The sequence below is a fragment of the Enterorhabdus sp. P55 genome, from assembly GCF_009911695.1.
GTDB lineage: Bacteria > Actinomycetota > Coriobacteriia > Coriobacteriales > Eggerthellaceae > Enterorhabdus.
Window position 1 is genome coordinate 1 of sequence record NZ_QWKK01000155.1, and the last position, 3,894, is coordinate 3,894.

Annotated in this window: 6 protein-coding genes; all 6 read left to right on the plus strand. The window is 69.8% G+C overall.

Going from position 1 to position 3,894, the window contains the following annotated elements; all coding sequences use genetic code 11:
- Positions 1-213 precede the first annotated feature (213 nt).
- A complete protein-coding gene (locus D1643_RS10110; RefSeq protein WP_160710500.1) occupies positions 214-702 on the plus strand; it encodes a ribbon-helix-helix protein, CopG family in 489 nt (162 codons plus the stop codon).
- Positions 702-2,075, plus strand: a complete 1,374-nt coding sequence (locus D1643_RS10115) for a relaxase/mobilization nuclease domain-containing protein (protein ID WP_160710501.1) — start codon at positions 702-704, stop codon at positions 2,073-2,075. The genes D1643_RS10110 and D1643_RS10115 overlap by 1 nt, the downstream gene beginning before the upstream one ends.
- 90 nt (positions 2,076-2,165) lie before the next feature.
- Positions 2,166-2,555: a hypothetical protein gene (locus D1643_RS10120; RefSeq protein WP_160710502.1), complete on the plus strand. Its 390-nt coding sequence runs from the start codon at positions 2,166-2,168 to the stop codon at positions 2,553-2,555.
- Positions 2,552-3,196: a hypothetical protein gene (locus tag D1643_RS10125; RefSeq protein ID WP_160710503.1), complete on the plus strand. Its 645-nt coding sequence runs from the start codon at positions 2,552-2,554 to the stop codon at positions 3,194-3,196. The genes D1643_RS10120 and D1643_RS10125 overlap by 4 nt, the downstream gene beginning before the upstream one ends.
- 324 nt (positions 3,197-3,520) lie before the next feature.
- Positions 3,521-3,703 (plus strand): hypothetical protein, encoded by a 183-nt coding sequence (locus tag D1643_RS10130; RefSeq protein ID WP_160710504.1) that lies wholly within the window; start codon positions 3,521-3,523, stop codon positions 3,701-3,703.
- 42 nt (positions 3,704-3,745) lie between these two features.
- Positions 3,746-3,894, plus strand: a 149-nt coding sequence (locus D1643_RS10135; RefSeq protein ID WP_160710505.1) for a single-stranded DNA-binding protein, incomplete at its 3' end; no start/stop codon positions are given.

Genomic DNA, 3,894 nt, shown 5'->3' on the forward strand with positions numbered 1-3,894 from the left:
CTCCCCCGCCCTTCCACTCAGGGTGGCGGAATCGTAGTTAGCTGTGGCGAACTGCGGAACTCATCCGCAGCGAGAGCGGTCGCGCAACTCATGCGCCACGTGTCATCTGGAACGCAGTTAGCCAAGGGTGACAGCGGAGGGGCTCAAGCCCCGCTGGCGCCTCGGCTGAGTAGATGGCGCGCGGAGCTCGTGCGCTGACAGGAGGATGCGAAAATGGAGACGAAGGGCAGAAAATCGAGGAAGATCGACGTGAGGCTCAGCGAGGAGGAGTTCGCGCTGCTCGACGCCAACGCGAGGCGACTCGGCGCGAGCTACTCGGAGCTCATCAGGGCCCTCATCCGCACGCCGATCGCGCTCGGCGAGGGGTCGGCGATGGCGACGAGCTACGTCGGGCTGCGCTACCCGATCGCGGTCATAGACGCCCAGCACGTCGACGCGCTCACGCGCCAGGTGCGCCACTACGGCCACCACTATAACCAAGCGGTCAGGGCCCTCAACACGATAGCCTCGAAGAGGTTCATGAGGGCCGACCTGGCGGAGGGGTACATGCAGCGCGCCCTCATGCACCTGAACGCCATCGACTCGCAGATCGGCGACGTCTACTTTGCTGCGCGTGACATCAGGGACGAGATAGCGAGCAAGACGGTCGTCAGCGTCGACGACTGGTCCGTGCTCTCCGACACGGCAGAGGCGTCGGCCTGATGGCGATGCTCAAGTCCCTCAGGGGCCACGAGCGGGTGGGTGTTCGCATCGCCGAGTACCTGCGCACGAAGAACGGCCGCTGCGACGACCGGACGCTCGCGTGGGACTTCATAAACATGCCGTTCCAGCGGAGTGAGGAGGGATGGGAGGCGGCTATGGAGGAGACCTGCCGCCTCTTCGGCAACGACCGCTCGATAGCCGGCAAGAAGACCGTCTACTACCATCACTTCATCATCTCCCCCGACCCCCGCGACCATGTCGACCTGGACACCCTGCGCGCGCTCGCGTGCGATTGGGCGAAGGAGATCTTCGGGGACGAGGAGGGCGGGCGCGAGGGGCGCTGCGGGATAGCTGAGGTCGCCATCTGCTACCACGACGACAACAGCAACGGCATCCCGCATGCGCACCTCATCGTGAACAACACGAACATCGTCGACGGAAACAGGCTGAGGATCAGCAACCGTCTGAATAAAGAAGTTCTCCCCGACACGCTCCAGTCGCTGGCGGCGGAGCTCGGGCTGAGCTTCTTCGACAACTCGCGCCGCCTGCCCCGATTCGGCGCCTACCTGACGAAGGTTGAGCGCGCCTTCGCACGCGAGGGGCGCTTCTCCTGGAAGCAGGACATGCGCGACAAGGTGCAGATAGCGATGCGCACGACGCGGGACGAGGAGTCGTTCTCCCGCCGCCTCGAGGAGCTCGGCGTGAGGGTCTGCCCGTCTGCAACGCGGGAGGGCGACTGGACGTACGCCCACGCGGCGAACCCGGAGCGATGGGCTGCCACGGGCTACCGACTCGGGGCGAACTACAGGCGCTCCGCCGTCGCCGCGCGCCTCGCCGAGACCGACGCGGCGCTCAGGGGGGATCCGGAGCGGGCGGAGAACATGAGTCGGCGGGGAGAGCGCGTCGTGGAGGCCCTCTCCGGGGCCCTGCGCCACATGGACGGCAGCCTGGGGGAGGAGCTGGGCGTCGCCATCGCCGCCTACGTCGCGGCAGACGTGACCGTCGCCCAGGCAGCCGCGGCGCTGCGGATCAACGACAAGTACGGGGTCGAGTCGGAGCGCGACTATGAGACCCTCATCGCCCGCGCGAAAGAAGAGATCGGCTCGCCCGCGACGGCCCCCGAGGCGCGGGCCAGGCTCGAGAGCAGGGTGAGGGAGCTCGAGCTCGCCGGCGCCGTGGCGGCGCGCGGGGAGTTCTTCGCCGGCTCCGTGGTGCCCTCCTCGCCCAACCCCGGCGCCGTGCGGCGCCGCAGCGCCGAGAGGGCGCGGCGCCAGGCGGCCAGGAGCGCGCGGGGCAGCCGTGGAGGCGATGCCGCCCGCCGGCGTCCCCAGGCGCCCGGGGCCGTGGGCGGATCGCGCGAGAGGAGGCGATGAGCCATGTGACACGAGGGCAGGGCGGCTGGCAGGCCCGCCGAGGAGGAAAGCGAAGACCGAACGAATAGGAGCGAAAGGAAAGACAAAGACATGCTTAAGGGATTCAACGTGGTACGCAAGAAGGGCATCTGCACCATGAAGCGCAAGGGAGAGGGCGTCGTGGTCACCTTGTCGCCGGAGGCGCTCGCGATGGCCGGGTGGCCCCGCAGCGCGAAGGCCGACGTGGGCGTCAACGCCAAGGCCCGCGCCATCGCCGTCATGCGCTCGCGCTACGGCGACTACGACATCAAGGAGGCGGCCGGCGGAGGCGCGGAGGTCGCGGTCGACGCGCTGCTCGACGCCCTGGACATCGAGGAGGGCAAGACCTACGAGTTCGAGCCGGCCGTCCAGGGCAAGGCGGCGAGCTCGCGCGCGCTCGTCCTCACGCACCTGCCCCGCGCAGGCGCCGAGCTGCGCGCTCGCCCGGGCGGCGTGGCATGAGCGCCGAGATCGTCGTCTCCTACGCGGACGGGCGGGTGAAGGTCGTCGACCCGGCGCTCTACACTTCCGGCGAGCCCTTCGGCGCCAACGTCCTGAGCGAGCTCACCGTCCGGCTCGACCGCCTGGCGGAGGGGCTCTACGTCGAGGTCGGCCACCATGAGCCGCCATCCGACGCGGATCCCCAGGAGGATCCCGCGGGGCGCTTCAGCGGGCGGCCCTACATGCTGGTCGACGACTGCCACCTCTGCCTCGCCGAGGCCGACGAGGTCGGCGGCGTCATCTCCCTCGAGGCCGGGGGCCGCAGGCTGCTCTCGAGGGTCTTCGGCGAGCTCGTCTGCGTCGAGCGGGTGCGCGCGGCGCTCTGCGAGGCCAGGGGCGACGACTCCGCCCTCCAGGAGCTCGGGATCGTCTCGGCGCTCTACCTCGCCGTGCCCGCCGTCTGGGCCAGGGCGGCCGAAGACCTGGCGGCCCGGGAGGGGCAGGAGGTCGGGGACGACGCCGTCGCCGAGGCAGTCTCGGCCGAGCTCGGGACGAGCGCGGCCATGGTGAGGAGGATCCGCAGCATGGCCGCCGACGAGGTGCCGGGCATGGGAGAGGACGTGCCCGACGACGAGGAGGACGGCTTCTACGACTTCGGCTAGCGGGGGGCTCGCCGGGGAGCTGCGCGCTCCCCGGTCCCCTTGCGGCAGGGCCTCGCCCTGCACCCGGCGGCCGGCCGGGGCCGCCTGGGCGCCCCGGCCGGGAGGAGGGAAGACCCGGCGCCTGCGGCGTAACCCCTCCCCTCCTCCGGCGGGGGCGGCACACGATTTCTCGCACAAGGAGCAGGCTCCTTGCGGAGAAACCGCGAGGCTTCGTGAACCGCCCCCACGGGAGGACGACGAGGGGTTCTGCGTCGGTCATGCCAAGCAAGGCGGGGCCTGCTTGGCGAGGGCAAGCCGGAGATGAGATCGAGAGGAGGTACGGCGATGATCACCGTGATACTGGCCGGCGTCAAGGCGGCGATCCTGGTCTCCATGGCGCTGATGGCGCTTGCCTGGCGCCTCGTGGTGGCTCTCGCGCGCGGGGTGGCCCTGGCGGGGCTCGTCCTCCGGGAGGCGCTGGAGAGCATCTGCTGGCGGCTCCGCAGGGGCAGGCGCAAGCCGGCGTGAAGGAGAGAGAAGAAACCACACGAGAAAGAGGAGTGATCGACAATGAGCATCAACCGCGTCATCATCAGCGGCAACCTCACCCGCGATCCCGAGCTGCGCTCTACGGCCTCGGGCATGCCGGTGCTCGGCTTCGGCGTGGCGGTCAACGACCGCCGCAAGAACCAGCAGACCGGCGAGTGGGAGGACTACCC